This window comes from Nitrospira sp. CR1.1 (assembly GCA_014055465.1).
Classification (GTDB): Bacteria; Nitrospirota; Nitrospiria; order Nitrospirales; family Nitrospiraceae; genus Nitrospira_A.
On sequence record WIAF01000001.1, the window covers coordinates 591,146 to 617,506 of the forward strand.

Annotated in this window: 26 protein-coding genes; 12 read left to right on the forward strand and 14 right to left on the reverse strand. The window is 59.1% G+C overall.

The annotated features are described in order from the left end of the window. Nucleotides 1-4 precede the first annotated feature (4 nt). The 10 genes from GDA65_02905 to pyk all read right to left on the reverse strand — a co-directional run bounded on the left by GDA65_02905 (nt 5) and on the right by pyk (nt 12,285). Complete coding sequence (locus GDA65_02905) at nt 5-961, reverse strand: formate hydrogenlyase (protein MBA5861647.1); 957 nt, start codon at nt 959-961, stop codon at nt 5-7. 64 nt (nt 962-1,025) lie between these two features. Beyond that, nucleotides 1,026-3,053 carry a hydrogenase 4 subunit B gene (hyfB, locus tag GDA65_02910; GenBank protein MBA5861648.1) on the reverse strand — a complete coding sequence of 676 codons (2,028 nt, stop codon included), beginning with the start codon at nt 3,051-3,053 and terminating at the stop codon, nt 1,026-1,028. A 252-nt stretch (nt 3,054-3,305) separates the two neighbouring features. Continuing rightward, entirely contained in the window at nt 3,306-3,788 is a 483-nt protein-coding gene (locus GDA65_02915) for a DUF1566 domain-containing protein (protein MBA5861649.1), read from the reverse strand. A 62-nt stretch (nt 3,789-3,850) separates the two neighbouring features. After that, the gene (locus GDA65_02920; GenBank protein ID MBA5861650.1) at nt 3,851-4,495 is read right to left on the reverse strand and encodes a zinc ribbon domain-containing protein; all 645 of its coding nucleotides are present in this window, start codon (nt 4,493-4,495) and stop codon (nt 3,851-3,853) included. Between the two features lie 81 nt (nt 4,496-4,576). Next, on the reverse strand, nt 4,577-5,533 hold the full coding sequence (locus GDA65_02925; GenBank protein ID MBA5861651.1) for a site-2 protease family protein: 957 nt from the start codon (nt 5,531-5,533) through the stop codon (nt 4,577-4,579). 15 nt (nt 5,534-5,548) lie between these two features. Then, a complete protein-coding gene (locus GDA65_02930) occupies nt 5,549-6,385 on the reverse strand; it encodes an MBL fold metallo-hydrolase (GenBank protein ID MBA5861652.1) in 837 nt (278 codons plus the stop codon). A 184-nt stretch (nt 6,386-6,569) separates the two neighbouring features. Further along, a complete protein-coding gene (locus GDA65_02935; protein ID MBA5861653.1) occupies nt 6,570-8,057 on the reverse strand; it encodes an insulinase family protein in 1,488 nt (495 codons plus the stop codon). Further along, on the reverse strand, nt 8,054-9,625 hold the full coding sequence (locus tag GDA65_02940; protein MBA5861654.1) for an insulinase family protein: 1,572 nt from the start codon (nt 9,623-9,625) through the stop codon (nt 8,054-8,056). Before GDA65_02940 ends, GDA65_02935 begins: the two co-directional genes overlap by 4 nt. Beyond that, nucleotides 9,622-10,560 carry an HAD-IA family hydrolase gene (locus tag GDA65_02945; GenBank protein MBA5861655.1) on the reverse strand — a complete coding sequence of 313 codons (939 nt, stop codon included), beginning with the start codon at nt 10,558-10,560 and terminating at the stop codon, nt 9,622-9,624. The genes GDA65_02940 and GDA65_02945 overlap by 4 nt, the downstream gene beginning before the upstream one ends. Nucleotides 10,561-10,833: 273 nt before the next feature. Further along, the gene (gene pyk / locus GDA65_02950; protein ID MBA5861656.1) at nt 10,834-12,285 is read right to left on the reverse strand and encodes a pyruvate kinase; all 1,452 of its coding nucleotides are present in this window, start codon (nt 12,283-12,285) and stop codon (nt 10,834-10,836) included. A gap of 209 nt (nt 12,286-12,494) precedes the next feature. Here pyk and GDA65_02955 point away from each other — a divergent pair, with 209 nt between their 5' ends. From GDA65_02955 to GDA65_02970, 4 genes are all read left to right on the forward strand, one after another. After that, nucleotides 12,495-14,834 carry a hypothetical protein gene (locus GDA65_02955; protein MBA5861657.1) on the forward strand — a complete coding sequence of 780 codons (2,340 nt, stop codon included), beginning with the start codon at nt 12,495-12,497 and terminating at the stop codon, nt 14,832-14,834. A 100-nt stretch (nt 14,835-14,934) separates the two neighbouring features. After that, on the forward strand, nt 14,935-15,396 hold the full coding sequence (locus GDA65_02960) for a hypothetical protein (protein MBA5861658.1): 462 nt from the start codon (nt 14,935-14,937) through the stop codon (nt 15,394-15,396). 6 nt (nt 15,397-15,402) lie between these two features. Next, nucleotides 15,403-15,939, forward strand: coding sequence for a hypothetical protein (locus GDA65_02965; protein MBA5861659.1), 537 nt, complete (start codon nt 15,403-15,405; stop codon nt 15,937-15,939). A 36-nt stretch (nt 15,940-15,975) separates the two neighbouring features. Next, a complete protein-coding gene (locus GDA65_02970; protein MBA5861660.1) occupies nt 15,976-16,383 on the forward strand; it encodes a DUF937 domain-containing protein in 408 nt (135 codons plus the stop codon). Between the two features lie 10 nt (nt 16,384-16,393). On the opposite strand, the gene GDA65_02975 is transcribed toward GDA65_02970, so the two are convergent. Further along, entirely contained in the window at nt 16,394-16,636 is a 243-nt protein-coding gene (locus GDA65_02975) for a hypothetical protein (GenBank protein MBA5861661.1), read from the reverse strand. A 686-nt stretch (nt 16,637-17,322) separates the two neighbouring features. On the opposite strand from GDA65_02975, the gene hemL reads away from it, so the two are divergent. After that, nucleotides 17,323-18,606 carry a glutamate-1-semialdehyde 2,1-aminomutase gene (gene hemL, locus GDA65_02980; GenBank protein ID MBA5861662.1) on the forward strand — a complete coding sequence of 428 codons (1,284 nt, stop codon included), beginning with the start codon at nt 17,323-17,325 and terminating at the stop codon, nt 18,604-18,606. A 306-nt stretch (nt 18,607-18,912) separates the two neighbouring features. On the opposite strand, the gene GDA65_02985 is transcribed toward hemL, so the two are convergent. Further along, the gene (locus tag GDA65_02985; GenBank protein MBA5861663.1) at nt 18,913-19,146 is read right to left on the reverse strand and encodes a hypothetical protein; all 234 of its coding nucleotides are present in this window, start codon (nt 19,144-19,146) and stop codon (nt 18,913-18,915) included. 215 nt (nt 19,147-19,361) lie between these two features. Between GDA65_02985 and GDA65_02990 the strand changes: the two genes are divergently transcribed. The 7 genes from GDA65_02990 to GDA65_03020 all read left to right on the forward strand — a co-directional run bounded on the left by GDA65_02990 (nt 19,362) and on the right by GDA65_03020 (nt 25,430). Then, on the forward strand, nt 19,362-19,991 hold the full coding sequence (locus GDA65_02990; protein ID MBA5861664.1) for a hypothetical protein: 630 nt from the start codon (nt 19,362-19,364) through the stop codon (nt 19,989-19,991). 174 nt (nt 19,992-20,165) lie between these two features. Next, nucleotides 20,166-20,741, forward strand: coding sequence for a dihydrofolate reductase (locus tag GDA65_02995; protein MBA5861665.1), 576 nt, complete (start codon nt 20,166-20,168; stop codon nt 20,739-20,741). 56 nt (nt 20,742-20,797) lie between these two features. Further along, entirely contained in the window at nt 20,798-21,211 is a 414-nt protein-coding gene (locus GDA65_03000; GenBank protein ID MBA5861666.1) for a DUF1398 domain-containing protein, read from the forward strand. Between the two features lie 277 nt (nt 21,212-21,488). Then, entirely contained in the window at nt 21,489-22,139 is a 651-nt protein-coding gene (locus GDA65_03005) for an META domain-containing protein (GenBank protein MBA5861667.1), read from the forward strand. A 218-nt stretch (nt 22,140-22,357) separates the two neighbouring features. Beyond that, nucleotides 22,358-22,891 (forward strand): hypothetical protein, encoded by a 534-nt coding sequence (locus GDA65_03010; protein MBA5861668.1) that lies wholly within the window; start codon nt 22,358-22,360, stop codon nt 22,889-22,891. Nucleotides 22,892-23,122: 231 nt separating this feature from the next. Beyond that, a complete protein-coding gene (locus GDA65_03015; protein MBA5861669.1) occupies nt 23,123-23,863 on the forward strand; it encodes an acetylglucosamine-6-sulfatase in 741 nt (246 codons plus the stop codon). 277 nt (nt 23,864-24,140) lie between these two features. Further along, nucleotides 24,141-25,430 (forward strand): glycosyltransferase, encoded by a 1,290-nt coding sequence (locus tag GDA65_03020; protein MBA5861670.1) that lies wholly within the window; start codon nt 24,141-24,143, stop codon nt 25,428-25,430. Nucleotides 25,431-25,468: 38 nt separating this feature from the next. On the opposite strand, the gene GDA65_03025 is transcribed toward GDA65_03020, so the two are convergent. Both GDA65_03025 and GDA65_03030 read right to left on the reverse strand, forming a co-directional pair. Further along, a complete protein-coding gene (locus tag GDA65_03025) occupies nt 25,469-25,828 on the reverse strand; it encodes a hypothetical protein (GenBank protein ID MBA5861671.1) in 360 nt (119 codons plus the stop codon). Nucleotides 25,829-25,955: 127 nt separating this feature from the next. Continuing rightward, nucleotides 25,956-26,357, reverse strand: a complete 402-nt coding sequence (locus GDA65_03030; protein MBA5861672.1) for a YbgC/FadM family acyl-CoA thioesterase — start codon at nt 26,355-26,357, stop codon at nt 25,956-25,958. Nucleotides 26,358-26,361: the final 4 nt, after the last annotated feature.

Genomic DNA, 26,361 nt, shown 5'->3' on the forward strand with positions numbered 1-26,361 from the left:
CGCCTTACCCTTTCAACGTATAGAAGAACACCAGTGCCAACAGGGCCAGAATAAACGCCGCCCCCAGCATTTCCGGCACCCGGAACAATCGCAGCTTCGCGAACATCGATTCGATCACGCCGATGACAATGGCCAGCGCCGCGACTTTCACGAGATACACCAGGAGACCCACGGCGATGGCCGACGGCGCCAGACTCGTGGCAATGCCCCAGGGGGCGAAAACATTCACGATCAAGGTCAGGAACACCAGCAACTTGATGCCGGCCGCCCATTCCATCAACGCCAGGTAGCGGCCGGAATACTCGAGCAACATGGCCTCGTGGATCATCGTCAGTTCCAGGTGCGTGGCAGGATTGTCCACCGGGACACGACCGGTTTCCGCCAGCGTCACGATGAACAGAGCGGCCAGCGCCATCAAATGCGCAGGCGGGGCCACGACGACCCCTTCCATCAACGCGGACTGATGCACGATGGTGCTCAAATTCGTGGAGCCGGCCGTCAGCGCAATGGACAGGATGGACAGCATCATCGCCGGTTCGGCCAGCGTCGCGACAATCGCCTCGCGGCTGCTGCCCATCCCTCCGAACGCCGATCCCGCATCGAGCCCCGCCAGGATCAGGAAGAACGTCCCCAAGGCCAGTAGATAGACGAGCGCAATGATGTTCCCGGCGAAATTGAGCGGCGTGTGCGAGACGAATACCGGCATCAACAGCCCCGCCGCTACGGTCGAGGCAAAGACAATGTACGGCGCCGCAGTAAAAATCCAAGAGGTCGTCGAAGAGATGACGGGCTGCTTCCGGAACAGCTTGGCCAGATCGGCGTAGGGCTGAAAAAGACTCGCCCCGCGGCGGCACTGCAGGCGTGCCTTGACCTTTCGGATCAGACCGACGACAAACGGAGAGAGGGCCAACAACAGCGAGAGCTGAACGACGACCAGCACGATGTGGATGATCAACTGCATAGCTTCCGTTACTCAGTGATCGAATGAACGCACACAACCCATGCGCACAACCCGCTGCCTCGCCCTACCCCGCCCATAACAACAACAGCACCAGCGTCACAAAAATGTAGGTGAGATACAGATGAAGACTGCCGGCCTGAATGATGCGCAGCCGGTCGGCTGTCGCCAGCAGGAATGCCACCACCGGCCGATAGAGGTATTTCTCGAAGACCGGCTCGATGTGCGACTCGAACCGTTGATGCTTAATGAAGTACTTCGACTGTTCCAGAAACTCTTGCTCCAACTTCACCGTCGGCTGGTAGATGGTTTCGAAGACCTGCTTGATTGGTTGCGCGAAGCCGGTCGCGGTGTATTCCATGCGAGGCGTCAGATTCAGCCCGCAGCCCCAGGTCTTGTAATAGCGGGCGCGAAGCTCCCTCCCGTAGAGCCTGGCAATCAGCAGCCCCAACGCCCCTGCCCCGGCCAGGAGCATGGCAAGCACCGGCGTCGAGATGCTTGAAAACTCCACCGTCACCGGCGCCACCACCCAGCCGTCGAGCGCCAGCACTTGTGAACTGATGGCCGCACCGGTCAACGGAGCCGTGACCCGATCCAACAATGGGACGACCAGCATGGGCGCCAGCCCCAGCACTATGCAGAGCCCCGCCAAAAAGCCCATCCCGACCCGCATCGACCGGGGAACTTCCTTTGCCTGGCGGGCACGGGCGCTGCGCGGCTGCGCCAGAAACGAGATCCCGAACGCCTTTGCAAAACAAGCCAGCGCCAGCGCGCCCGTCAAAGCCAACATCGCAGCGGCAATCGGCAACATCAACTTGAGAAACAGGGTCGGCAGCTGGAAGCTGAGAAACAAACTCTGAAAGACCAGCCATTCGCTGACGAAACCGTTGCTGGGCGGAAGCGCGGCAATGGAGACGGCGCCGATCAGGAAACAAGCGCCTGTCCAGGGCATGCGTCGAAGCAAGCCGCCGTACTCCTCGATCTGTCTCGTATGGGTCGCAAACTGCAGCGCTCCCGCGCCCAGAAACAACAGCGCCTTGAACGCCGCATGGTTGAGGGTATGGTACAAACCCGCCAGTAATCCGAGCGCAGCCAGTTCATGCAAGCCATAGGTATGAAAGATCATCCCTGCGCCGATCCCCAGCAGGATGATGCCGATGTTTTCCACACTGTGAAACGCCAGCAGGCTCTTCAGGTCATGTTCCATCAAGGCATACATGACACCCAGGAGCGCCGACACCGTACCGGCGACCAACACCGTGAAGCCCCACCACCAGGGGAATTCCCCACCCATGAAATCGAAGTACACCCGGATCAACCCGTAGATGGCGGTCTTGATCATGACCCCCGACATCAGGGCCGAGATGTGGGAGGGGGCGGCGGGATGCGCGTAGGGCAGCCACACATGCAACGGAACGATGCCGGCCTTCGCACCGAAGCCGATCAAGGCCGTGAAAAACGCGATCGATCGCAATCCCTCAGGAAGCTGCTGGTCGGGGTGGCGAAACGCCTCGAAGGAGAAGGAGCCGGTTTCCTGGGAAAAGATCAAAAACGTGAGGATGATGAACGCGGTGCCGACGTGCGTCATGATGAGATAGAACAACCCGGCCTCGCGGACGCCGGGCTTCTCGTGCTCCGTCACAACGAGCGCATACGATAGCAGGGACATGACTTCCCAGAGGATCAGGAAGAAGAACCCGTTGTCGGCCAGGACCACCAGGGTCATGGAGAGCAAAAAACCGTTGAGGAGGGAACCTATGACTCCAATCGACACACGGCCGGCATACTCACCGACGTAGCCATGCGCATACATCGATGCGGCCAGCCCAACCAGTGAAATGGTCAGCACGAAGAACGCCGCTAGCGGATCCAGACGGACTGCAAAGGTCAGATACGGAATGTTGGAAGCAAGCGAGAGGGTCAACGGCGCCGTTGAGAGAAGCCCCGCTACACCGAGGACGATCCCAACGGCACCCGCTGCAGCGGCACAACCATGGGCAAGACGATTGTGAAGATGGAGGCGCGTTGTGCAGAGGGGCAGCAGCGCCCCCAGAAGATAACAGACGAACAGAACGGTCAGGAGGGTGGTCATCACGACACTACCCTCTCCTCACGCGCAGCATCGCGATGCTCACCACTCACTCAAGAGATACGTCAACTCTTGCATTTGTCAAAGTACGAAAGAAACCCGTCGTCTTATTCACTCATGTATCACCTTCTTGCGCTCTGCGCAACTTACGGGCGACAGTCGAACACCGTGCCACTGCTCGCAGGCATTCCGTCTGTAGGAATAGGTGCTGAGAACTGCTTCAGTTTGTGGAAGGACGTAGGACTCGCCGGCAGGGCGTTATTTGCGCGCGTCTCCCAGCACACACCACAATCGCCGCATGCCGGATTTCTGATCGGTCACAGCCTGACCGGAAAAGAAACTCTGCTGCCAGGCGACAATCTCGTCTTTCGGATGGGGTGTGGCGGTCCAGTAGATGCCGGACTTGATATTGCGAAAGGGATGGCCTGCCGGTAGCGAAGGATCCTGTTGCTCAAGATCGACCAATGTCGCGATTTCGTCGATGCTCGGCGCACGCCACCCTTGCCGGCCACCCACGGTTTTCGTGGCGCAACGCGCGACGGAGCGATCCCACACATCGAAGACGTAATCCGGCTCACGCTCCCAGACTAAGCCGGATTTCTGGTCTTTCACCGCTTCGCCGTCGAACTGCAGGATGAACCGCGTGGCGCCCTCTTCGGCATGGAGGTGACCCGGCGGGAAACCGGCCCAAAGAAGGAACAGACAAGCAGACATCCGGCAGAGCGTCCACACGGTAGGCATGGCCGGCAGTGTGCCCGATGTTTCAAGGCTTTTCAAGGATGGGGATGGTGAATCGGAAGACGTTACCAATCCAGCCGACGGGATTGCCGCCGTAGAAGCGCCGCGCCCCAGCACAACGATCCCAGCATCAGGACGGTACCGATGCCATACGCCACCTTCGCCAAACCATGATCGTACTGCAACCACCCCAGCATGGTCAGGAGATTGTTCCAATCATGCGCATCCACTTCTTTGCCGGTAAACCCGCCAAGCAGAATCAGATCCATCTTGCGGGCATCGTTGATATAGGGCGCGACATCCATGAAATTTTCCGCCGTCCACCAGAGCGCCACCGACCCGCCGAAGGGATCACGCGTCTTGATGAGAAATGTGCCCAGACAGACCAGCGGCATGAGGATCTGCCCGAGACTGCCGCCGAGGATGGTCATGAATCGCCCGAAGGGCATGAAGATCAGGTGCCCGGCCTCGTGAAACGGCAGGTTGACCAAGTGCAGGAACGATTCGCCGGTGTAATTGGTCTCGAGCGGCGTGGTGCTCAACCGCCAACCCCACCAGACCAGCAACAGGAACACCAGCACGCGCCCGGCGAAGGAGAACGGATTGACCGATTCTTCCGTGATGAGTAGCCACTGTTCAACGAACCGTACCCAAGTCGATGCGGGCACCGTCTGGCGCAGCAGGGGATCTGGAGGCGAGGATCGTTTCATCTTGGCAAAGATGATGCCGCAGCAGGCACAACCTGCCTTCCCATCCTCCTGTTTCCATCCACATGTTGGACAGTGCATCGATCAGCGCAGAATGAACGGTTCCCAGGAGAAGGTCACGGCGAAAATAAGCAGGGCGATCCATCCGATCAGCCCGCGGGCGGCGCCCAATTCGCGACCGGGATTCCGCACCGGCGGATGGGCCAAGCCCATCAAGCCGGCAAGCCCGACCCACAAGAACCACCCTTTCCACCCCAGCCAACCGAACACCATGAGGATCGGGACAAGGGCGACCGCCACACTACGCTGTCGCTCTCCCAGGAGAGCATAGGCGACATGCCCGCCATCGAGTTGACCGATCGGCAACAGATTGAGCGACGTAATGAAGAGGCCGAACCACGCGGCAAATCCGACCGGATGCAGAATCACATCCGCAGTTGGCGGCAGCGGGCCGATCACAACCCACGAGGCGAATTGAAGTAACAATGGTTCGCCCAGGTGCATGCCGTAATTGCCTTGAACCGGCACGACCGTCGACAGCCGGAGCCCGATCACGAGGGCAATCACCGCAACGACAAATCCGGCAATCGGACCGGCAACCCCGATATCGAACAATGCCCGGCGATCGGTCAGCGGCGCGCGCATCCGGATAATCGCCCCGAACGTCCCCACAAAATGCGGCAGCCCCGGCACGAACAACGGCAGCGAGGTCGGCACCCCATGCAGGCGCGACAACACATAGTGACCCAGTTCATGGGTGACGAGAATGCCCAGTAACGTCGCAGCAAAGGGAATACCCTTCCATAACGAGCCGGGGTCGTCGACAAGAAAGTTCCAAGGCCCAACCAGGGGATTGGTGTTCGTTTGGTAGGCTCCAGCCCATAACACGGTAAACACGGTGAGAAGAAACAGCAGTCCCGGGAGTAATAGCGCGGAGAAGCCCGGACGCTCATCTTCAACCCATTCGTCCTCTTCGCTGTCCTCAAGCGAAGAGAGCCGTTCACCAGAAGAGCGGTTCTGATCCGACTCGTCGCGGTTCATCACAGGCCTCTGGCGTTACATCGCGAACGGATTATGCAGGAGCTCTTCGCGAACCGTCGTGGCCGGTCCATGCCCCGGAAAAAGCCGCGTGTCCGGAGACAGGGCCAGCACGCGCTGACGGACGGAGTCGAGATGTGCCTGATACAGTCCGGCCGGATTCGAACGGCCAATTGAGCCGGCAAACAGGGTGTCGCCCACAAAACAGATAGGTTCACCTGCTTCTTCGAGACGATAACAGACCCCGCCGGGAGTGTGGCCGGGAGTCGGCATGAACCGCAGCCTCAGCCCGCCCACCTGCAGCGTTCCATCCTGCCGGGGCTCGTGCAGCGCCTCCTGCGAGGGACGCCAGCTGAGGAGATCGAGATCGTCAGACCCGAGATAGACCGGCACCGGACTGGCTCTCAAAATGACGTCAATCCCATCAGCATGGTCGGAATGGCCGTGCGTCAGGCAAATCGCCCGTAAGCGCAACTTCCGTGCGGCCAGCATCTCCAACATGGCATCGGCGTTGTACGCGGTATCGACGATCACCGCTTCCCCGCGATCATGCACGATGTAGCCTTTGACCTCGTAACTGCCGACTGAGCCAAGGATCGTCTCCACATGCCTGATGGACGATGGGAGCGCCTCCGGAACCCATCCCTCCGCCACTTGCGCCAGCTGCTCTGCCCTCAGCCCCAATGCACGGGCCACCGCTTGCACCTGCTCGCGACTTCGCGGAGGCTGGCCACGCTCCAATCCGCTCACGGCCGCCTCGGGAAGAGCACCGGCGCGGGCCACATCAGCTACCGATCGCTGCTGCCCGGTCCGGGCCTTCTTGATGATATCGCCCAGTTCGTCTTCAAGCGGCATGCATCTCTCTCTCGAAAACAACGGGAGAATGTAGGCGCACTAGAACGTGCATTGACCGTACACCTCACACCTTCTCATCTGGCAAGCAGGTTGAGGCGGCTCTCACTGCACACGTCCAACGAGGGCCTTCCGAGGCCGCGCGTTGTGCGAGCAAAAAGACGCCCCGACCTACCGGCTTCCTTCCTCAACTCTCCGGCGCCAGCGTAATCTCCTTCACCTCGCCAAAACTCGCCAACACGTTCGACAAGGCGTTGCCGGCTCCGACGGCGAGAATCCGCAACCGTTCGGGATTAAAATGCGTCTTTGCCGCCCGTAGGATATCGTCCTTGGTCAGCTTCACCACCTTGTCCCGGATCTGCTGCAGCCAATCTTTTGGCAGACCGTCATATTCGAGATCCATGAGGCGCGCCACGATACTCGACGCGCTGGTGAATGAGAAGACAAACGAATTCACGTAGGCTTCTTTCGCTTCCTCCAGCTCGGCATCCGTCACCGGCTCACTGCGCATGCGCTCCATATTGGCCACGAAGCGATTCACCACCTCCTGCGTGGACGAGAGCTTGGTCTCCGCGCGCATCAGCCAGACGCCTTCATCATACACACTGGCCCGCAGGCCGCTGCCGACGGAATAGGCCAGCCCGCGCTTCGTGCGCACGTCGTTAAACAGCCGGCTACGGAATGAACTGCCGCCCAGGATGTCGTTGGCGATCGCCACCGCCACGTAATCGGGATGGGTTTCCCGGATCGTCAAGTGACCCACGCGCAAATGGGTTTGCGAGGTCTCCTTGTTCACGAATCGCACCAGGCCGGTCTTGAAGTCGGACTCCGCCACAGCCGGAATCGTGACAGCAGGCACAGCCCCTTTGTCCCAATCCCCGAAGGCTTCGCGCAACAGCGCCACCATGCCGGCCTTTTCGAAATCGCCGGTCACGCCGAGAATGATGCCGTTGGGATGAACGGTCTGTTGATGAAAAGCCGCCAGATCTTCGCGGGTGATCGAGTCGATCGAACGCACCGAGGTTTCCCGCGCGCTGGGATGGGTCGGGCCATAGAGCAGCTTCGCGAATTCCCGTCCCACGATGGAGCCGGGACTGTCCTGCCGGCGCCGGATTCCCTCGAGCGCCTGCAACTTCGCCAGCTCGACCCGGCTCTGCTCAAATGCCGGCCGCCGCAACAGGTCGGCAAAGATCTGCAGCCCCCGCTTCAGGTCCTTCTTCAGGACATCGAGAGAGGCGGACCCGGACTCTTTGCTGAAACCGATGGAGATGGTGGCCGCCAACTGTTCCAACTCTTCATCAACCTCGTCCGGCGACATGGTGGCCGATCCACCGGTGCGCATCGCTGCGCCGGTCATCCCCGCGAGACCGACCTTCTCCGCCGGATCCAGCCAACTGCCGGTCCTGAGGGTTGCATTGATCGTCACCAGCGGCAACTCGTGGTCTTCGAGCAGGTACACCACCATGCCGTTGTCCAGCACCAGCCGCTCCGCATCCGGCGGATTGAACTCCACCGTCGGGAACCGCATCGTGCGCGGATTCTCCGTCGCCAGGTCCGCCGCCCATCCCACCGTCACTTGCAACAGGAGCATGAGCACCATGGCCACACACGACATTCGTCCCATCGGTTTCCTCATCAAAATTCCTCTCTCCACTTCACGAATGACGCGCCTCATCGAGCCACCTCACCAACTGCCGCCATTTTTTTATCGGGCGCCTTCTTCACCAGGACCCCGACCGTCCGATTCAGCTTCGTCAAATACTGCGAGGCCACCCGCTGCACATCGGCGGGCGTCACGGCTGCGATCCGGGCGCGCGCATTCACCACATACCGCCAGGTGCCGGCCACGGTCTGATAAAACGCCAACTGCGAGGCCAGGCCGCTATTGGAGCGCAACGACCGCACCAGATCCGCATCAAGTCCGTTGAGGACCCGCTCGAACTCCTTCGCCGAGATCGGTTCCGTCTTCAATCGTTCGAGTTCTTCATAAATCGCCGATTCCACTTCCGCCGTCGTATGGGGCGCCAGCGGGGTCGCCGCAATCACGAACAGATTCGGCGCACGAACGCCCGGGTAGTTCGTATCCGACATTACGGAAGCCGCAAGCCGCTTATCCCGCACCAGCGTGCTGTACAAGCGCGAGGTGACCCCTTCGGTCAGCACTTCGTCGATCACATCGAAGACGAAATCGTCAGGATGACCGATGGTAGGTTTGTGATAGCCGATCGCCAGCGCCGGTTCGGCATCAAATTCGATTTCGACCCGACGCTCCCCGCGTTGCGGCGGCTCTTCGGTCACCAACGCCGGAATGGGCGGCGCAGCCGGAATCTTGCCGAAGGTCTGCTCGATCAACGCAATCACCTCCTTCGGCTGAATATCGCCAACAATGGCGACCGTCGCGTTGTTCGGGCCGTAATAGGTTTTGAAGAAGGCTTCCGTGGCCGCCGGCGTGAGGGCCATGATGTCCGAGCCCCAGCCGATCGTGGGCACCCCGTACTGATGCGCTTGGAAAGCCGTGGAGGTAAAGGTCTCGTACAGCAGGCCGGTCGGGCTGTCGTCGGTCCGGAGCCGCCGCTCCTCCATGACCACGCCCCGCTCCTTATAGAATTCACGCAACACAGGATGCGCCATCCGGTCGGATTCCAACGCCGCCCACAGCGGCAACCGGTTGGCCGGAAGGCTGATCACATATCGTGTGATGTCTTTGCCGGTCGAGGCATTGAGGCCGACCCCGCCGTGACGTTGATACAACAGCGCCATCTCGTTGCCCACGACGTACTCGCCCGCTTTCTCCTGCAATTCTTTGAACCGCCGTTGCAGCTGTTGTACCTCCTGCGACACCACAGGCGGCTTCCCGTCCATTTGCGCGCGGGCGGCTTCGTCGCGCTCGCGGCGGTCAAGCTCATCCCCCACCATGGTCAACTCGTCCAGCACCGCCTGTTCCCGCTGGGGATCCCGCGTGCCTATGGTCCGCGTGCCTTTAAACGCCATGTGTTCGTACAAATGCGCCAGGCCGGTCAGCCCCACCTGTTCATTGACGCCGCCGACCCCGAACGTCATGTTGATGCTGACGATCGGCGCTTGATGCCGTTCGACCATCAATACCGTCATCCCGTTCGCCAGTTTGTGTTCGATGACCCGGTCGGCCAGGCTCGGGGATTCCGCATACGCGGACGCCGCCGCCGTAAGCATGCCGGTGAAGACCACCATACCGATTGTGCGCGCCCGTTCGATGCTGATCATATGAAGAGCTCCATCAATTCCTCCGGTCGTTCAATAAACCAATCCGGTTGGCAGGCCGCCATCTTCTGACGATTGCCCATGCCATATCCCACCGCACAGACCCGAATGCCCGCATTGTGCCCGCCGTTGATGTCATTGGTGCTGTCGCCGATGAGCACCGTGCGATCCTTCTTCACGCCGAGTTGTTCCATCACATGCAGCAGCATGCCCGGCTCCGGCTTCAGGCCGAACCCGTTGTCGCCACCGACCACATAGGCGAAGTGGTGCTGGCCGAGCCCTTTTAAAATGACATTGGTATATTCGATCGCTTTGTTCGTTGCCACGGCTTTGGGCTTGGCGGAAAAATGCGTCAAGATCTGGTCAATTCCCGGATAAAACGAGGTGCGATCTAGGCAATGTTGCAGATAGTGCGCGCGAAAGACGCGCAACGCTTCGTCGAACAGATCCTGGTTATCTTCCCCGACGGCCAGCCGTAACAGTTTCTTCACACCGTCGCCGACGAACCCGAAAATTTCCTCCTGCGGCCGCTCCGGCACACCCAGATCGCGCAACGTCAAATTGACACTGTCGGCGATATCCCACTTCGATTCAATGAGCGTGCCGTCCAGGTCGAAGATGAGCAAATCGATCTCAGATTGTTTCGTCATTCTTTTGCCTTTCGCAATTCTGCCTGCAAGGCCGCCAGCGACGCCTGCCGCGTTCCGTCTTTTTCTTCCAGCATGGCCTGCCGGACCACATTCAACATGCGTTTCTGACCGACGTGGGGCGGCAGGATCGGCTCCACAATTTTCCACCGCCCGTTCATCACCTTGAGCCGGACACGCGCCTGCTCTGTACCGGGCTCCGGCATAAACCCGGCGGTATCCAGGTACATGACGCCCAGCACGCGAAACTCTACCGGCACCACCACCTCCAGCCGGTTCACAATCTCCCATTGGCGAAAATCATCCGGCACCGTGAAGCCGTTGATGACGATGACCTTGCCCCAGGCCGGCTCTTCCTTCCAGTCGACATATCCGGCCACCGATTCGAAAGCACTCGCATCGAGCCGCACGCCCTTGTTATCGAGCGCAAAATATTTCTCCACCACTTTGGCCGGTGAATGCGACACGGCGTTGCTTTGCGCCTGTCCTGGCGTGGCCCAGGCTGACAGCCAGACGACTCCCGTCAACACTCCGATGATCGCCGCGCGCAGAGATAGCATCCCGCTAACATACCTCGTGCAGTTTCATGAGATTCGTCCCGCCCGGCTGCCCGATTCTTGTCCCGGAGAGAATGACAAGGCGTTGCCCTGCCGTGACGAGACCTTCCGTCTTCAGCCGTCGCTCGGCCTCGTTGACCCGCTCGTCGGTCGTCGGGATCTGCGCCATGGTGTGCGACAGCACGCCCCAATAGAGGGCCATCTGCCGACGGATCGGCTCAAACGGTGTCAAACCGATGATCACCGCAGCCGGACGGTGTTTCGAGACCAGCCGGGCCGTTGTTCCGCGCTCGCTGAAGGCCACAATAGCCGTCGCGCCGGTTGCGGTCGCGGCCGAGGATGCGGACAAACAAATCGCCTCTTCAAACGTGAGACGCCGATTGTCCGGCGACGCCCTGCGGACGAATCCCGGCCCCGTTTCGACTTCCGCCGCCCGGACAATGCGGTCCATCACCTGCACGACTTCGACCGGATACTGCCCGATGGCCGTTTCCGCGGATAACATCACGGCATCGGTGCCATCGAACACGGCATTGGCCACATCCGACGCTTCCGCCCTGGTCGGGCGCACATGCTGCGTCATCGATTCCAACATTTGTGTGGCCGTGATCACCAACCGACGATGGCGATTCGCAGCGGCGATAATGCGCTTCTGTAACACCGGCACAGCTTCCGGCCCCAATTCCACGCCCAAATCCCCACGCGCGACCATCACGCCGTCCGCATGCTGCAGGATGGCATCCAACCCCGTCACCGCTTCCTGCCGCTCAATTTTGGCAATAACCGGCACGTCCCCGCCGCACTCGGCGATCAGCTGTTTGGCGGCAAGGATATCTTCCGCGCCGCGCACAAATGACAGCGCGATATAATCCACCCCCTGCGCAACACCGAATCGCAAGTCCTCCCGGTCCTTGTCGGTCAACGTAGGCGCACTGACGACTGTCCCCGGCAGATTCATGCCCTTATGAGACGTCACACGCCCGCCAGCCACCACAGTACACTCTACTGCCCCATCGATGATGCGATCAGCCGTCAATTCGACGAGGCCGTCATCGATGAGTATTTTGGCCCCTGGCCGAATGTCCCTGGTCAGGGCCTGGTACGTCACCGGAATCTCGTGCGCCGGATCGGCAGGCAGCACGGCCCTTGCGCCGATCTGCCCGCCGGATCGCAAGGTCACCGTCCGCAACCGCACTCGTTGCCCGGCACGCAGTTCCAATATTCCGTCAATCTCTCCAACGCGAATGCGCGGCCCCTGCAGGTCCTGGATGATCGCAACCGCCACACCCTGACGGTCGGCCGCCTCGCGAATGACCTTGATCGCCTGTCCGTGGGACGCGTGGGTGCCGTGAGAAAAGTTTAACCGCGCCGCATTCATGCCGCTCTGGATGAGCTGCCCGAGCACGCCCGCGCCATCGCTCGCAGGCCCGATGGTGCAAACGATTTTCGCTTTTCGCATGCTGCTGTTCTTCAGTCTTGACAAGATCGGCCCGGCACACCATCTTGTACGTCAACGGCGAGGCTCAAACTATCCGGCGTTCGGTCGGCATCGGGTTATTCTAACAAACCCTCCCGCATGCCGCAAAAGAACATCTCTATACGTTCACCGGAACAGCGATGCCGAACGCCTGAAATTTTTTTGACGAACCCTACACCGCGAGGCCATGCATGAGCGCATCGGACAAGCAGTCAACGGAACAGTTGGACTTTGTCACGATGGAAGGCTTGCTGGCCTACGGAACAGCCCTCGCGCAACGTTCATCGAGCGGCAGGTACCAGCTACCCCCTCCGCCCCCGTCATCTTCCGACCGGCTGCCGCTCGCGCAGGCGGCGACAGAACGGATCAGGACGTGTATTCGACAGACGCAATCCGGCCTGCCGAGCGCCGAGGCCTATCGCGCGGCGCGGCAGGAGCTGATCAGTACCGCGTGCGGAAACGATCCATTGGTGTTCTTCGCTGCGTGGAACCTCCTGCTGGCCCGCGGGGAACTCGCACCCTTGTACCGGGCCCCGATCGGCGCCACTCAAAAACCTGCGCACCGCCGTCCGGTGGCCATCGTGCCACGGACGCAATTGACCCCGCAGCTGGCCGAAGGCCGGATCGTGCTGGATTTGGGGGATGATCGTTTCTGGCTGCTTCCCCGCGACCTCGGCGACCGCACGCTGTTTCTCACCATGCGGCACGGCGTCTCCGAGGTCGAGAGCAAGACCCATCGTGTCGGCCGGCGACTGGCGAATGTGCTGGATACCGAACGGGGCGTGCCCAGGGCGGAGGCCGTGGGCGCCGCATTGGCTCGCATGGTCGGGGTTGTCGGCCAGCAATTGGGGTATCTGCAATTGCGCAATTATCTCGATCCGCGCACCTTCCTTCACCTCATCAGTCACAGCCCGAACACGGAGCAACTCTGCCGGCGCATCACCAAGGCCTTGCTCCCCGACCGGGCGGATGCGGTGCATCCCCACATTGAACCCACGTTGGAATCGCAGGACTTCGGCTGGGTCACCGGCATGGAGAAACAAGCGGAGCTGGATGCGGCGGCGCAGGCGTTCGGGGTGGATGCGAAGACCGCCAAACGGCTGATCAAGCATCCGTTCTACAGCTATCCCGGGGGGCATTCATTTTTCGACCTCTATGTCGATGTCATCGACGGCCTCCACCGGCTGGGCCGTTCCCATCCCGGCGAAGTCCTCTGTCTTTACACCCACAGCTCCACGCTACGCGCCCTCAGGATTTACCTCGATCCGCGTCCCTTCCGCGAAGCCTTTTCTGAATTCGGCGAATACAAGGAAGGGCAGGACAACGTCGTGCTCCTCACGCTGGAGAATGGCAAACTCTCCGGCTATTCCACCGCCGTGGGCTTGATCGAAAGCGACCGGGTCGCGCGCGAAGCCTGGGTCACGGTTGAACGGGAGCGCAGTCAGCGCGTGACACTCAAGCCCGGACGCATTAAACGACTGATTGCCTTGGTGTCAGGCGGAGATTTTGGCGGCGGCGGGGCGGCCTTGAAGGAGTTGCGCGTCACCGGTAACCGTTTCGGCCTGGATGTCTTTTTTGTCCGGCATGGATTTCTCGGCCTGGCCAACAATTGGATCGATGCCGTCAGCGAGGAAGATACGCGCGGGATGAGCAGCCATGCGAGCAGCCCCATCGGGAGCAGCCGGTTCGAGGATTTCAAAGACGAGCAGGTGCAACGGGCTGCGATGCGCTCCCTCGCTCCCTATCTCGAAGACTCGGCGCTTGTCGTCCTAGGAGGAGACGGCAGCCTGCGTGGCGCGCGGGCGATCCACGAAACCTACGGCGTGCAAGTGGTCGGCATTCCTGGCACCATCGATAACAACATCGCCGGCACCACGTCGCTGGGATTTCACTCAGCGATCGCTCTCGCCAATCAGTCCATCGAATCACTGAAAGCAACCAGCGCCGCCATGGGCAGCATCTTTTTCGTCGAAGTCATGGGCGCCGGCTCCGGCCACCTGGCCCTGGCCTGCGCCTACCAAGCCAGGGCGGAAGGGATCCTGGTCAACGAGCATCCTGATCCTGATGCCTATATCGATGACATTGTCCTTGGGACATTACAACGCACATTAGGCGTGCCGAATAAGAGCCATATCTTTGTCGTCGCGGAGCGGACCCCTCACCGGCATCACCGGGAAGGCGGTGTTCACGGGCTGGTCGATTATGTCGCGCAGACCATTGCCACATGGCCGCCCCGTCGAGAATCGACCGGCCAGTACTCGCTGGCCTCGGCCACGAAGGCCACGATTCTCGGCCATACGCTCAGAGGCGCTCCCCCCACCCCGGAAGATAAGATGATCGCGCAACATCTCGCCTACGAAACGGTTCGCCGTCTCGTCGAACAACCGGACACCATCGTCGGCTGCATGGTGGCCTATCATGACTCGAACCGGATCGAAACGATTCCGCTGCATGCCGTGTCGCCCAAGCCATTTGACTGGGAGTTATTTACCCGCATGCACGTCGCGGAGCTGCAACACGAACGTGTGTGACCTCAACGGCATGCCGGCCCGGCCGGAGGTCGGCCACGTTGACCGCTCCTATGTGACGTGTTAGGGTCTTTCCTGTTGTTGCCAGGGGTTGTGAATCACCATGTCTGTTTCACGCTTCACACGTCTTGTCTTTTGGCTTTGCGCGACCCTGCTCCTTCACCCGGGCATCGCCTTCACGGCTGAACCGGGCCAGGCCCTTCTCGATACACCGGCTCCGCTCCTCACTCCAACGCCCCATCACACGCCGCCTGCACAGGACGGATCCGTTCGCGCCGCTCCCGGGACGAACCACCGCAAAGGCGCCGACACGATCCCTCCGGCTGCACGGAAAACCCTTCAAGCCATTGAAGCGCGGCATGGAGAACCCTTGCCGGGGTATGTCGGGGGACGTAACTTTCTCAATCGTGAACGGGTGCTCCCGCGAGGTCGCTATCGTGAGTATGACGTGCACCCGAAGGCGCCGGGGAGAAACCGCGGAACCGAACGGATCGTCATCAATCAGGCCAACGGCAAGGCCTATTACACCGCCGATCACTATCGTTCATTTGTTCCGATGAATTGAGGATACATGTCGATTACCGCGCTTCAATCGATCAAGAAACCATGGGCCCATCTCCTGGTGCATGCCGAGGGAGAGGCGCTGGATCAACTTCTGTCGGTCCCCGCCCACTTTGTGACGAAAACCATCTCCGGGAAAAAATGTAAAACCAAGGCCGGGCTGTTGGATGAATTCAGCCGGGTCTTTTCGTTTCCGGACTATTTCGGCCACAACTGGGATGCCCTGGAAGAATGTCTCGCCGACCTCGACTGGCTGCCGGCCAAAGGGTACCTCGTCTTGGTCACAGATGCAGACCAGGTGCTGACAAAACCCGACGAAGAAGATGACTTTGAAACCTTCGTGGAAATCCTGAGCGAAGCCGGTGAAGCCTGGAGCCTCAAAGAGTCCGACGATGCGACGGGAGACGGCCGGCCGTTTCACGCTGTATTGGCGGTCCAGGAACGACATAAACGTACCCGTCATAATTGGTTCGCACCGCCGTTGGCCATGGAGCGCAAACCCTCGAAATCCGGTCCGGCCAAGGGCGCAAAAAAACCCGCGCGCTAGACAGTCGACTCAATCCATTTACGTCAGGAGGTTACGATGGGACTTCTCGATCAACTCGGACAGGCGGCAGCCGGCATGATGGGGGGCGGCGATAAGAACCCCCTGATGCAGGCCCTGCTCGGACTCCTCGCACAGAACAGTTCCGTCGGCGGGCTCAGCGGACTCGTTCAGGCGTTTCAAAAGAACGGACTGGGCGACATCGTCGATTCCTGGGTCAGCACGGGCAAGAATTTGCCGATCTCGCCGCAGCAGATCCAACAGGGATTGGGTGGCGACCTGCTTAAGCAATTGGCGTCGCAGGCAGGCCTCAGCACGGAGGCAGCCGGGGGCCAATTGGCAAGTCTGCTGCCAGGCCTGATCGATAAGCTGACACCGGACGGCAAGATGCCGGACTCACATTTGATCGAACAGGGATTAAATCTGTTAAGAGGAAAACTCGGGTAGGTCCGAGGCGCTAGCAGAGGGAAAGAAACCGACCCATCTGTCGCTGGAGCCACCGCGTCAGTCCCCAGGACAAGTCGTTCGCGCGTGACAGCAGCCAGACTTTCGGCGTCACCACCTGTTTGACGCTCGCGCTCAGCGACGTGAAGTGATCCGCGCACAACCCATGCGTCTCACTGAGGTCTTCAAGCGGCAACTTCTCACGGAGAAACGCCGGCTTCCCATCTCGCACGCACCAGGCGCACAGCACTCTCACTGGGGTCGCTCCTTCGTTACCGTCCGACTCACAGCCCTGGGGGCGCAAAAGCCGCACCAGGAGACAAGCGCAAACGGTTTATCAATTTTTCAGAGGGTTAGGGGAGTTGAACCGGAAGAATCCGAACATTGTGGCTAACAACCGTGTGGTATTCTGGCGACGAATGACATTTTTTGTCTCTCCCGATGACCAAAGTCCCGCGTCGATCACTTACAACAAGCAGGAGCGACTTCGGGTCTTCTACGGACCACCATGGGCTCAGAACGTGGGCGCGATCCCTCTTCATAACAAGGGACCAGTGGCTCCCGCCCAATTCCCATTTGCTGAAGGTGACTGGAACAAATGCCGTGGGTTTCACGTCCATCGGCTAAAGGAGCTTTTTCTCGCACCACAGCCGGTCGCCCTTCGCTTTCACACCAGGAGCAGATCACTTTCATCATAGTCTCCTACGCAGTGACACCCGGTGTTCAGCAAGACTTGCGCCACCAAGTCCATAGGACGAAAAGTCATGATTTTTTAGAGAAAATCTGGTTGAATCGATTCAGAACTCAGGCTGGTGTATCGATTCAGATACGAGGTTGTATCGAATCATCCACCTGACAATGAAAGAGCACCCCTTCAATTGACCGTTTTGAATTTCTCATGATAGGTTGGCGCCCCCATTCACCCCTCGATGAAAGAAGCCCATGAAAACACAACGTTCTGAACAACTCTTCGCAGAGGCACAGCGGATCATTCCCGGGGGCGTCAACAGTCCGGTGCGAGCCTTTCGCTCGGTAGGCGGACAACCCCGTTTCATCGCCCGCGCCAAAGGCGCGCGCCTCTATGATGTCGACGGGAACAGCTATCTCGACTATGTGCTCTCGTGGGGCCCTATGATTCTCGGCCATGCGCCGGCCACCGTGACAAAAGCCATTCAACAGGCCGCCGCAAACGGCACTAGTTATGGCGCGCCGACCGAATTGGAAATTCAACTCGCCACGATGATTCGCGAGGCCTTGCCCACGATGGAGCAGGTCAGACTGGTAAGTTCAGGAACCGAAGCGGTGATGAGCGCCCTCCGTGTCGCCCGCGCCTATACCAAACGCGACGGCATCCTGAAATTCGAAGGCTGTTACCACGGCCACAGTGACTACCTGTTGGCGAAAGCCGGTTCGGGCTTGACCACATTGGGCATTCCAGACTGTCCTGGCGTCCCGGAAGATTTCACGAAACATACGTTGACCGCGCCGTATAACGACCTGGTCACCGTGGAGAAGCTGATCAAGAAACACCACCGGCAGCTGGCTTGCGTTATCGTCGAGCCGATCGCCGGCAACATGGGCGTCATCCCTCCTTCGCCGGAATTCCTGGAAGGCCTGCGCAAGCTGACCGATGCCCATGGCATGCTGCTGATTTTCGACGAAGTGATCTCGGGATTCAGGGTCCAATACGGCGGCGCCCAAACACTCTACGGGATCAAGCCTGACCTGACGATTCTGGGCAAGATCATCGGCGGAGGGCTGCCCGTAGGAGCTTACGGCGGCACGAAGGACATCATGAAGATGATCGCCCCATCCGGGCCGGTGTATCAGGCAGGGACCTTATCAGGAAATCCCTTGGCGGTCACGGCAGGCATCGAGACACTGAAGAGGTTGAAAAAACCGGGGACCTATGACCAACTTGAACAGCGGTCGGTCGCGTTGTCCGACGGACTGGGGAAGATCGCGAGCAAAGCCGGAATTCCGCTCACCCAGACCCGGGTCGCCTCTATGCTGTGTGCGTTCTTTACTGAAGGACCGGTGGTGGATTGGGCAACAGCCAAGAAATCCGATACGAAAGTGTATGCGAAGTTCTTTCACCACATGCTGGATGCGGGGGTTTACCTCGCCCCCTCACAGTTTGAAGCTGCCTTCATGTCCCTGGCCCACACGCCGAAGGACATTGAACGCACCCTCAATGCCGCTCAAGCTGCGTTCAAAAACCTCTGACCTGCCGTGAACCTTCGGGCACCGCCCGTCTTCCGTCAAGAGTCGTCTCCGGATGCATTTCGTATCGAAACCGATACGAAATGCATCCATTCAGATACAGATCGTGGTTCATCCCTATCGAATTCACCACGTGACTTCAGGATGCTCAAAACGGTTTCCCAGCAAGGCCGCAGCGAACGAGGCCCCGAGGCGGCCATCTTACCCGCCCACCCCGAACCTATAAGAATAGGTCTTGTCCCATGGGCGATACGTTGAGGGTCCGAACGATGCGAGAACGATGCTGGGGACCGTTTTCAGCACCCTGAGCTATTCGTCGTCGTCCTCGTCGTCCATCTCCAACGCTTCCTGCCGCTTCTGCTCTTCCATCGCATTGTGTAGGAGCATACGAACAAACATTGAATACAACGAACCTTTTTCCAAGGTTCCGCCGGGTGGAATGGCAATCTTGCCTTCCTTGATCATGCGATCCATCCACGCCTTCTGATCCGGCGCGATCAGGATCGGCACCTCGACCAGACCAACTTTTCCAAACATATCCATGAGTTAGACCTCCGTGAATCGTCATTCGGCGCTCGTAGCTCGTGGGGGAATGGCCAGCCGGGAGAATCCTTCGGTGAACCACACTTCACGAAATACGCTACACGACGGGCATTTGAGCATGCGGTTTTTCGGCTTGTCAACCGCAAGACCGCCGCCGGTTACTCGTGGCATGGAGCCTGCTGTGCTTCTCTCCAGAACCACGGAGGACTCTCAGCATGCTGCACCACATCGTGCCCGACTCCCGTTTTTTGAGCCGGTTGGCCCTCCTGTTGCTGATGGCCTCATCCACCTCCACGGCACTCGCTGTCGAGGAAGAACGCCGGTCTACCCTGCATACCTACACCCCTGCGATCAGGAACGATCCAAGCCCGTTCAACTGCACCGGCTGTTGGGACCTGAAACAGGATCAACGCTCGTCGCTTCCTCAGCATCAGACCCAACGCTCTCGACGCGGACGTCATGAACGAGGCCTTCGCCCACACAAAAATCCGTTCGCAAAGAAATCACATTCGTTTAGTCGAGGATTGAGATCGCTTCCGCGGCATGCCTTGTCGATGGGAGGATTCGAGCGGACCGTGGAAGGCTGGCAAGTACGTACGGTCGATGGCGACACCCTTCGATATGGCACCGATCGCATCCGCATTCGCGGCTACAATGCGCCGGAATTGTCCGAACCGGGAGGGCGAGAAGCTGCCCTGCGTCTGGAGCAACTGATGCAGACGGGCACCATCAACATCGTTCCTCACGGCCACGACGTCTACGGCCGCACACTGGCGGATGTCTTCGTGAATGGGCAAAACGTCGCGGACGTGATGACCACGGAAGGGTTTGGGAGGAAGGGGTAACGAGGAGCCGTGGTTACATTCCCTCTTCAGCCAGAAAGATCGTTGTAGAAATATCCCCCCGATTCATAGTCATATGGCTGGCAGCATTCTGTGACGGTTCCGGCAGCGAAACGGTTTGACGCAACGCTTCGTGACAGTCGCGCACGCACCGATCCGCCCCACACATCCTTTCCGATGAAGACCCAGTACTACACCGCCACCAGCCTCGACGGGTTCATCGCCACCGAAAACGACTCACTCGACTGGCTCTTTCCACTGGGCGACGTGAACGAGACGAGTTATCCCTCATTCATTGCGGACGTCGGAGCCTTGGCCATGGGGTCGGCGACGTACGAATGGATGCTTCGCCATACTGACAAGATTGCCGACCAACAGACTGGCGCCCCCTGGCCCTATTCTCAACCTACCTGGGTATTCTCCACCCGCCCGCTTCCCTTGATTCCGACTGCCGACATTCGCCTGGTTCGAGGAGATGTTCGAACTATTCACACTGAGATGCGGCAGGCAGCTGGATCGAAGAACATCTGGATCGTCGGAGGCGGAAATCTCGCCGGACAGTTTTACGACGCTAGTTTGCTGGACGAGGTGATCGTGCAAATCGGTTCCGTCACCCTGGGGGCCGGTAAACCACTCTTTCCACGCCGCGTCACGAATCCGCCGCTTCGATTGATATCCGTGTACAAAATCGGCCCCGGCTTCGCGGAATTGCGATACGATGTGCCGAAAGAGAAGCCGGCAGGTCCGCCCTAGTCGTTCCTCCGGCGGAGTGCAGTCATCACGCTCGTGACTTGTACGGGGAGACAGACATGAACGCGAAGGATATTGCGGAATTGGCGAAGGCGACCATGAATGGATCGATGTCCTTTCCTGAGATCGTCGGTAAACTGATCGCGAACGGTGTCGAGTACTATCATGTGGACTATGCCCTCAGCTCCTTTTCCTTCTACACTGGCTCGGGGACAGTGGTGACCGCACCCCTTGTCTTCGAAGGCCTGCCGTCGATTTCAGAGCATTTCGATACAGCCGCACTTAAAGCGGCGATTCTCGACAGTCAGCAGCATGGTCAAAAATTTCGCGCCTTTTGTGAGCGCGCCGTCAAGGCGGGGGTGCAGGGCTACTTTGCGTTCCTTCGGGGCAAGCGCGTGACCTATTTCGGCCGCCAAGGGGATCAACACACCGAATGGTTTCCCGGCTCTCGGCCCAATGAGGCGTCGCAGTGATCAAGAGGCCACCGCTCTAACGAGCGCCATATTGACTTTATGAGACCTCTGCTAGCCAGCCTAATTCTGATCGCACTACTCCCAGGAGTTACTGACACGAAGGCGACCGAGAAACGACCTCCCGTCTCCCATCGCAGCGGCGTCGAGCCGTCAGAGACCGGCGAGTGCCCCACCGAGCATCCGCTCAAAGGCAACTTCACAACCCGTCGCGGCGAACGCTGCATCTACCACATGCCCGGACAGCGCTGGTACCAGCGAACTAAAGCCGAGCGCTGTTATGCGACCGAAGCTGAAGCAGTGGAAGACGGGTGCAGGCGGTCAAAAGTGTGAGACAGATCATAATGAAGACGCGGAGATAAAGCCTGCGGAAATCATGGTTAGAACCATCAGCATTGTGCCCGTCCCATCTGCTTGTCCGCCCAGGATTGACGATCAGCCACCCAGCACGTACAACATACACGCAACAGACGACTTGTCGCGCATGAGGCTTCGAATGCACTGGTTCGCAGTACTTGCCATTATGCTTTCCACTCTGCTCACGGCATGCGTCTCGACCCCTTCGCCGGACGCCATGAAACAAGTGGCTGAACGCAATCGTTGGGAACTCGCCCACTGGGGCGACCATGCCGTTCCCTACGGAGACGATGGAGAACCGGTGATCCTCGCCTTCAGAGATGGGAAAGTGTCGGGTCAGGCTGGATGTAATCGCTATGCTGCCGTCATAACGTTCGGCCCCAAGACTGGCGAGGTCTCGGTATCGCACGGCATCAGCACCCGCATGGCTTGCGTACCCCGGCGCATGGAATTCGAGGCGGCGTTCATTCGCGCCTTTGAGGCCTCGACGCGGTATCGACTCGATGGGGAAAGCCTGTCGTTTGAAAGTGCCATCGCTCAGCCATTGGAGTTTTACCGGCGCCCCTTGGAATAGCAGATCCCTCTCTGATCTCGCGCATCAAGCCCTTCGATGGCGTATCCCTTTTGATACGACCACGTATCGCTTCTGATACGACACTGACAGCACCGGCAACAGTTCAGACCGCTCTCGTTCGTCCACGCTTTCGAAATCGGCCTCTGCTTTCCTATTTTTCCTGCAGATCTTTAGGCACCGCTCTTGCTCAACAATAGGGTGAACCGGGAATGTCTATTATGACTGACAAGACTTTCAGCGCAGTACTCGCTCCTGGGTTCCCGATTGCCGTACAGCTTCGGGGCGACGAGGCATTGTCAGACGCGAGTAGTCGCGCCGCTGCCATACATCAGCTCGCCGACGAGAGGCAGGACGTTCCCAAGCCGCTCACTCGGGGCTGGTTTGGCTGTGGGGGGGATGCCCCAACACAATACTCGCTCTTTCCATTTCTTTACGGCTGCGCGCTGACAGCGACCCTGTGGTGGATCTGGATGGCCCTCGGCCAGCCATTCCATCCGGCTTGGATTGTGGCGCCGCTCATGGTCATCACGATCGCTGACTGGCTGGAACACCTCATCCAACTGGCGCAGCTCCGCCACTACGTGTCGTCGAACGAGCAATATGTGCAGGGCTTGTGGATCCAGCTTTCCGGCTGTGCAACCATCATCAAACTGTGGCTCACCAGCGGCCTTTACGTAAGCCTGGCCGGATTCATCCTCAAAATGCTGTTCACATTCTCGGGCAGGCGTCTGGCAGGTAATGCCGCCCAATGATCCGGCGTTTCGGACGCGGCGCGCCGATAGCTGCAGAATTTCTGCAGACCTGTGAGTAGATGAATTACACATCCATCCGCAAAGGCATTGCCGACGCCTTTCTGGCGAGCTATGTCCATAAGAAAGCCTTCTTCACCATCCCCTCTCCGGAATCGAACAGCTCGACCCTGCACGGTTGATCTCCTCCGTCTACTGCGGTAAACATTGCCCCCGTATTTCGTGAGGATCTTCATGCACCGCAACATAGTCTCCATCGCTTTTTTATTTGCATTGCTGCTCAATGCTCTGCAGGCATTCCTCGAACCAACCTCGGCTTCCGCCGAACAGATCCGCGCCGCCATTCCCGCCCCTCAACCAGAGGCCTGGTGGATGGAACGGCATGAACAAGCCGTGGCTCGCATGCGGCAGGGCCATGTCGATCTGGTGTTCATCGGTGATTCCATCACGCAGGGGTGGGAGAAGGATGGGCGCCCGGTGTGGAACGTCTTCTATCGACATCGCCATGCCGCCAATCTTGGCTACAACGGCGACCAGACAGACAATGTGCTGTGGCGGCTCCAGAATGGAGAACTGGACGGCATCACTCCCAAGCTGGTGGTCGTGATGATCGGAACGAATAACGCGACCGGGCGCGAAGATCCCCCGGAAGAGACCGCTGCCGGGATCCAAGCTATTCTCAGGACATTGCGCACCCGTTTACCGGAAACAAAAATCCTGCTGCTGGCCCTGTTTCCACGAGGCCTCTCGCCCGATGACCGTCTTCGTCGTGTGAACAATGCCGTCAACGAGCGACTCCCGGCTTTGGCCGACCAGCGTCAGGTATTCTTTCTCGACCTGAACGGACACTTTCTCGATGACAGCGGGCGCTTGCCCGGAGAGATTATGCCCGACGCGCTGCACCCCAACGAACGCGGCTACCGCGTATGGGCCGAGGGGATGGAGGATATAGTCAAGCGCCTGATGAATGAATGAGGACGTGCACCGCGGCACTCTGTATAGGCTGGATACTGCAGCGGCTGCGATGTGCCAACGCGAAAGGAGGGGTAATTAGAAGAACTAAGACGGACCCGGCGCGGGAAAGTTCATCGATGTAGCCGAAACCATGACGGTGATTCGATGCCCTCCTCCATGGTGTGAGTCTACGTTTGATCAATGATGATCTCCCATCGAATCATAAGGAATCGCCCGGACCATCGAGTGTCATTTTGGGAAGCTGAAACGTCTTACTCCTTGGAGAGACTGTTTTCACATGTTGTGGGGACAGACTCTCACTCAGGAGCCCATCGTGACGATCACACAAGCTGTTGCCTACCCCTCACGTGATGCGTCCCCTATCCGTCCGCTCGTCAGCATTGTCATCCCGACTTATAACCGCGCTCCATTGCTCAAAAAGGCCATTGCTTCCGCGCTCGCGCAAGAGCAGACCGGGGACCTGTTCGATCTGGAAATCATCATCGTGGACGATTGTTCGTCGGAGGATCTGCGCCCTATCGCTACAGCATTCCCCAGCGTGCAATATATCCGGCTATCCCAGAATCGTGGAGCAGCCGGTGCGCGAAACGTCGGGATCAAGCAAGCAACGGGAAAGTATGTCGCATTACTCGACGATGACGATGAGTTCCTGACCCACAAACTCCTGGTGCAGGTGCCAGTCCTCGAAGCGAATCCAGACGTGGGGGTGGTGTATGGACAAAGCGTCGTAACAGGAAGCGACGTTCCGCTCCTTCTCTGGCCTGAGTGGGCCCCTTCGGGTCAGGTTTTTGAACAGTTCCTCATCCGCACGGACGATTTCCTCCATCCTCCCACCTGGCTTGTCCGGCGCGAGTTGTTTGAAGCCGCGGGATGGTTCAATGAGCAACACCGCACCATGGAGCATTACGATATGGCGCTCCGTCTGGCGGCGTTGACACCTTGGACGTTTCTCACCGGAGGGCCGGTCGCGCGCGGTCGTTTCTCGCAGAAAGGCAAGTGGTACAGCAATATTGTCAACGGCACTAATGAGCAGCGGCTTCCACGAATCATCGAAAGTGCCTTGAACCGTCTACCCGCGACAGCGGAAGCAGATCGAATTCGGAAAAAAGCGCGGGCCGCTGTCTGCGCCACTATCGCAGGACAACGGTGGTGGAACAGTGGAGTTGCCTCGACGCGGCAGCACCTGCTCACGGCCCTGAACGCGGCCCCATGGCTCATGAGCGAGCCTGTGGTCATGCAGTGGTTAGAGCGAGTGGCCGGGGAACTCGCGGCGTCTTCAAATAGCCCGGAGTTGGCCGTTAAGACATTCTGGCAGGAGATTGAACAGACGACATCTGCCGAAAAAGCGGGGTCTTTGACAAAGAATCGTCGACTTCTGGGAGATCTGTTGTCGGCCGCCGCAATCGCACTGAAGCCAGGTTCTCCCAGAAGGGCCTGGGTCGTCGCGGCCAGCGTGCTGTTGCACGATCCCAGCGCCCTGGCAGAGCCCGGACGTATGGCGCGGCTGTTCCGTAGGCTCCGGCAATCAGCGTCGGCCGATTCTCCCGCAGTTCCTCTTCACAATTAAGGCCTCCACACTCTGCACCGTCTCACGCTTGTTCAGCATTATTCGCATCCGTTTCGCCGGCCGCTGATCACAATCCCTTCTTTGTCTGCGAGAAAGATCAGCCGGCAATCCACGCCTCCGTACAACGGCAGTGTGTTGTACTCATCGGCCTGTCCTGGCATACGGTCGATTGTCATGTCCCAAACCATTTCGACATTTCCGTCTTCTGCTTCCTTCGGATGCAGATTCGGTGGACCGAGCTCTAGATACAGATCTTCCTTGTGCTTGCCGATCCAGCGTGAAATCACATCGTCCCAGGTTTGATAGATTCCCGCTACACCAGGATCTGAACCGGTCTTGCAGGCACTGGCAGTAGGTAGCCACAGAAGGATGAAGAGGATGGGAACATATCTCGTCACTGAACAACCAGAGGCTAGGGTTTCTTCTTTTTCTTATCGGAAGGATTATCAGAGAAGAGCAGCCAGGCGAGGACAACGAACCCGATCGCCACGCCCGTTACCGCCAGCCATGTGCCGAGTTTATCCATTAGCTCCTCGTGTGTGGAGGTCCTTGTAACGCAGCGAGGGTGAGTTTGTCGAGCCGTTTCACCTTCAACTGGTCGTCCACCGTCACCAGCTTGGCCGAGCCTTCAACCACCACGCGCCCGCTCGTCTGTTCTCTCAGGATATGGGCAAAGGTGAGAGAAGCCCGGCCCACCGCCGCGAGGTTCGTATCGATCGTCAAGGTGTCACCATACCGGGCAGGCGACCGATAGTCCAGCTCCGCATGCACGACCATGAACTGCGTCCCCTGATCGCGCAGGCCTGCGACCGACAGCCCCCGCTCTTCGAGATACTGCGTCCTCGCCCGCTCGAAATATTTGAGGTAGTTGGCGTAATAGACCACCCCGCCGCAGTCGGTGTCCTCATAGTAGATGCGGATGTCCATGCAG

Excerpts from the sequence above, each read along its gene's own strand:
- GDA65_02940 (MBA5861654.1), bottom strand. The coding sequence starts at position 9,625 with ATGATCAGCATCGAACGGGCGCGCACAATCGGTATGGTGGTCTTCACC.
- GDA65_03030 (MBA5861672.1), bottom strand. The coding sequence starts at position 26,357 with ATGGACATCCGCATCTACTATGAGGACACCGACTGCGGCGGGGTGGTC.
- GDA65_03005 (MBA5861667.1), top strand. The coding sequence starts at position 21,489 with ATGCGACCGAAGCTGAAGCAGTGGAAGACGGGTGCAGGCGGTCAAAAG.
- GDA65_02990 (MBA5861664.1), top strand. The coding sequence starts at position 19,362 with ATGCTGCACCACATCGTGCCCGACTCCCGTTTTTTGAGCCGGTTGGCC.
- GDA65_02955 (MBA5861657.1), top strand. The coding sequence starts at position 12,495 with ATGAGCGCATCGGACAAGCAGTCAACGGAACAGTTGGACTTTGTCACG.
- GDA65_02985 (MBA5861663.1), bottom strand. The coding sequence starts at position 19,146 with ATGGATATGTTTGGAAAAGTTGGTCTGGTCGAGGTGCCGATCCTGATC.
- GDA65_02925 (MBA5861651.1), bottom strand. The coding sequence starts at position 5,533 with ATGAACCGCGACGAGTCGGATCAGAACCGCTCTTCTGGTGAACGGCTC.
- GDA65_02970 (MBA5861660.1), top strand. The coding sequence starts at position 15,976 with ATGGGACTTCTCGATCAACTCGGACAGGCGGCAGCCGGCATGATGGGG.
- GDA65_03015 (MBA5861669.1), top strand. The coding sequence starts at position 23,123 with ATGCACCGCAACATAGTCTCCATCGCTTTTTTATTTGCATTGCTGCTC.
- GDA65_02930 (MBA5861652.1), bottom strand. The coding sequence starts at position 6,385 with ATGCCGCTTGAAGACGAACTGGGCGATATCATCAAGAAGGCCCGGACC.
- pyk (MBA5861656.1), bottom strand. The coding sequence starts at position 12,285 with ATGCGAAAAGCGAAAATCGTTTGCACCATCGGGCCTGCGAGCGATGGC.
- GDA65_02905 (MBA5861647.1), bottom strand. The coding sequence starts at position 961 with ATGCAGTTGATCATCCACATCGTGCTGGTCGTCGTTCAGCTCTCGCTG.
- GDA65_02995 (MBA5861665.1), top strand. The coding sequence starts at position 20,166 with ATGAAGACCCAGTACTACACCGCCACCAGCCTCGACGGGTTCATCGCC.
- GDA65_02945 (MBA5861655.1), bottom strand. The coding sequence starts at position 10,560 with ATGGGAGATTGTGAACCGGCTGGAGGTGGTGGTGCCGGTAGAGTTTCG.
- GDA65_02920 (MBA5861650.1), bottom strand. The coding sequence starts at position 4,495 with ATGAAACGATCCTCGCCTCCAGATCCCCTGCTGCGCCAGACGGTGCCC.
- GDA65_02960 (MBA5861658.1), top strand. The coding sequence starts at position 14,935 with ATGTCTGTTTCACGCTTCACACGTCTTGTCTTTTGGCTTTGCGCGACC.
- GDA65_03020 (MBA5861670.1), top strand. The coding sequence starts at position 24,141 with ATGTTGTGGGGACAGACTCTCACTCAGGAGCCCATCGTGACGATCACA.
- GDA65_02935 (MBA5861653.1), bottom strand. The coding sequence starts at position 8,057 with ATGAGGCGCGTCATTCGTGAAGTGGAGAGAGGAATTTTGATGAGGAAA.
- GDA65_02915 (MBA5861649.1), bottom strand. The coding sequence starts at position 3,788 with ATGCCTACCGTGTGGACGCTCTGCCGGATGTCTGCTTGTCTGTTCCTT.
- GDA65_03000 (MBA5861666.1), top strand. The coding sequence starts at position 20,798 with ATGAACGCGAAGGATATTGCGGAATTGGCGAAGGCGACCATGAATGGA.
- GDA65_02965 (MBA5861659.1), top strand. The coding sequence starts at position 15,403 with ATGTCGATTACCGCGCTTCAATCGATCAAGAAACCATGGGCCCATCTC.
- GDA65_03010 (MBA5861668.1), top strand. The coding sequence starts at position 22,358 with ATGACTGACAAGACTTTCAGCGCAGTACTCGCTCCTGGGTTCCCGATT.
- hemL (MBA5861662.1), top strand. The coding sequence starts at position 17,323 with ATGAAAACACAACGTTCTGAACAACTCTTCGCAGAGGCACAGCGGATC.